Source organism: Roseicyclus sp., assembly GCF_018402035.1.
GTDB lineage: Bacteria > Pseudomonadota > Alphaproteobacteria > Rhodobacterales > Rhodobacteraceae > Roseicyclus.
This window is the reverse complement of record NZ_JAGYJN010000056.1, coordinates 1-2023: the sequence shown is the minus strand read 5'-3', so window position 1 is coordinate 2023 and position 2023 is coordinate 1. Positions and strand designations below refer to the sequence as shown.

Genomic DNA, 2023 nt, shown 5'->3' with positions numbered 1-2023 from the left:
AGACCGATGAACAGGCCGAACTCGGTGATGTTCTTGACCTCACCCTCGACCGGCGTGCCGACGGGATGGGTTTCCTCAAAGACTTCCCACGGGTTGCGCATGGTCTGCTTGAGCCCGAGCGACACGCGGCGCTTGGCGCTATCGATCTCGAGCACCATGACCTCGACCTCTTGGCTGGTCGAGACGATCTTGCCGGGATGCACGTTCTTCTTGGTCCACGACATTTCGGAGACATGGACCAGACCTTCGACACCCGGCTCCAGCTCCACGAAGGCGCCGTAATCGGTGATGTTGGTGACGCGGCCCATATGCACGGATTCCAGCGGATAGGTCTTTTCGACCGCATCCCAAGGATCATCCTGCAACTGCTTCATGCCAAGGCTGATACGGTGGGTGTCTTTGTTGACCTTGATCACCTGAACCTTGACGGTCTCGCCGATGGTCAACACTTCCTTGGGGTCGTTGACGCGACGCCATGCCATGTCGGTGACATGGAGAAGACCGTCCACACCGCCCAGATCGACGAAGGCACCGTATTCGGTGATGTTCTTGACCACACCATCGACGATATCGCCCTCGTTGAGCTTGCCGATAACCTCGGCACGCTGTTCGGCGCGTGATTCTTCCAAGATCGCGCGGCGCGACACGACGATATTGCCGCGGCGACGGTCCATCTTGAGAATCTGGAACGGCTGCTTGAGGCCCATCAGCGGGCCAGCATCGCGCACGGGGCGCACATCGACTTGGCTGCCGGGCAAGAAGGCCACGGCACCGCCCAGATCGACGGTAAAGCCACCCTTGACGCGCCCAAAGATCGCGCCATCGACACGCTCTTCGGTGGCATAGGCCTTTTCAAGACGATCCCACGCAGCTTCGCGGCGCGCCATTTCGCGGCTGATCACAGCCTCGCCGCGGGCGTTTTCCACGTTACGCAGGTAAACCTCGACCTCGTCGCCAACGGCGATTTCAGGAGCTTCCCCGGGATTTGCGAATTCTTTCAGATCGATACGGCCTTCCATCTTGTAGCCGACATCGATGATGGCTTGGCCCGCTTCAATCGCGATGACCTTGCCGCGTACAACACTGCCCTCGGCGGGTGTGTCGATCTCGAAGCTTTCGTTCAGGAGGGCTTCGAATTCCTCCATGGTTGTTTTAGCGCACATGCGGTTTCAGTTTCCTTTTTGGTGCTTTGCTGGCCGTGCGGTTGTCTCCGCCGGTCTTGGGGTGATCATTGGTCAGACGGTCCGGAAAACAAAGAGGGCCGGTTACCCGACCCTGCCCGATCTCTTGTTTTCCAGCGTTGACCGCCATGTTGACAGGCGCGCGTATAACGCCCGCATGGGCTTGGCGCAAGTCCCTGTGGCGCAAGCTGCAGCGCGCGGGGGCGCTGGCCTGTCAGCGACGCGCGGCCACTGCGGCGATCGCGGCGGCCACCGCCTCATCGATCGCCATGGCGCTGGTATCAAGCAATACCGCCCCTTCGGCCATCACCATCGGCGCCGTCGCGCGCCCCGCATCGCGGGCGTCACGCGCGCGCACATCGGCCAGAACCGTCGCAAAATCCGTCGCAAAACCGCTGTCGCGCAATTCCTTCAGGCGGCGCGCGGCCCGCACCTCGGGGCTGGCGGTCACGAACAGCTTCACATCCGCCTCGGGGCAGATCACCGTGCCGATATCGCGCCCATCCAGCACAGCCCCACCCATGCGCCGCGCAAAGCTGCGTTGGAAATCGACCAGTGCCGCGCGCACCTCCGGGATCACTGCAACCTTGCTGGCGGCTTGGCCTGCCTCGGCACTACGCAGATCGGGGCGCGCAAGGTCTTCGGGCGACAGCCGCCGCGCTGCGGCCACAGGATCGCCGCCCATCGCGCCCACCGCACGATACAACAGCCCCGTATCAAGATGGGCAAAGCCAAAATGTGCCGCGACCGCGCGGCTGATCGTACCCTTGCCCGCCGCCGCCGGCCCATCGATGGCGACGGTAAAGCCGCTTTGCTCGTTCTTGGACACAGCGCTCAGCCTT

At 62.5% G+C, this 2023-nt stretch carries 2 protein-coding genes; both read right to left on the bottom strand.

The genetic code is table 11. The features are described from left to right. On the bottom strand, positions 1–1163 hold a 1163-nt coding region (locus tag KG698_RS15075), incomplete at its 3' end, for a 30S ribosomal protein S1 (RefSeq protein WP_213686363.1). Positions 1164–1395: 232 nt separating this feature from the next. Beyond that, positions 1396–2019, bottom strand: coding sequence for a d(CMP) kinase (locus KG698_RS15070; RefSeq protein WP_300984202.1), 624 nt, complete (start codon positions 2017–2019; stop codon positions 1396–1398). Positions 2020–2023 lie beyond the last annotated feature (4 nt).